The organism is Litoribacterium kuwaitense (assembly GCF_011058155.1).
GTDB lineage: Bacteria > Bacillota > Bacilli > Bacillales > DSM-28697 > Litoribacterium > Litoribacterium kuwaitense.
This window is the reverse complement of record NZ_JAALFC010000116.1, coordinates 1-438: the sequence shown is the minus strand read 5'-3', so window position 1 is coordinate 438 and position 438 is coordinate 1. Positions and strand designations below refer to the sequence as shown.

Here is a 438-nt window from a genome sequence, read left to right as displayed (position 1 = left end):
GCAAGTTCTCGAATGATTAAAAAGGACTTTCCACAAGTAAGAAAAAAATTATGGAAAGAAATGTTTTGGTCAAGAAGTTTTTGTCTACTAACGACTGGTGGCTCTCCCATCAACGTAGTTAAAAAGTATATCGAAAGTCAAGGTCTAAAGTGAGGTGAAAAGCAATGTTGGTCAACAAAGCATACAAATTCCGTATCTACCCAAACAAAGAACAAGAAATCTTAATCGCAAAGACGATTGGTTGTTCTCGTTTCGTATATAATCACTTTTTAGCACGTTGGAACGATACATATAAGGAAACAGGCAAAGGACTCACTTACAATTCATGTTCTGCCGAATTAACGCAGCTAAAAAAAGAATTCGTATGGTTAAAAGAAGTCGACAGCGTTGCTATTCAATCCTCACTTAAAAACCTTGCGGATTCGTATTCACGATTTT

Annotated in this window: 2 protein-coding genes; both read left to right on the top strand. The window is 36.1% G+C overall.

Annotated elements, in window-relative coordinates; translation table 11 throughout:
- Positions 1-153: transposase (locus tag G4V62_RS19265; protein WP_212508859.1), on the top strand; the 153-nt coding region annotated here is incomplete at its 5' end.
- Between the two features lie 11 nt (positions 154-164).
- On the top strand, positions 165-438 hold a 274-nt coding region (locus tag G4V62_RS19260), incomplete at its 3' end, for a helix-turn-helix domain-containing protein (protein ID WP_165205251.1).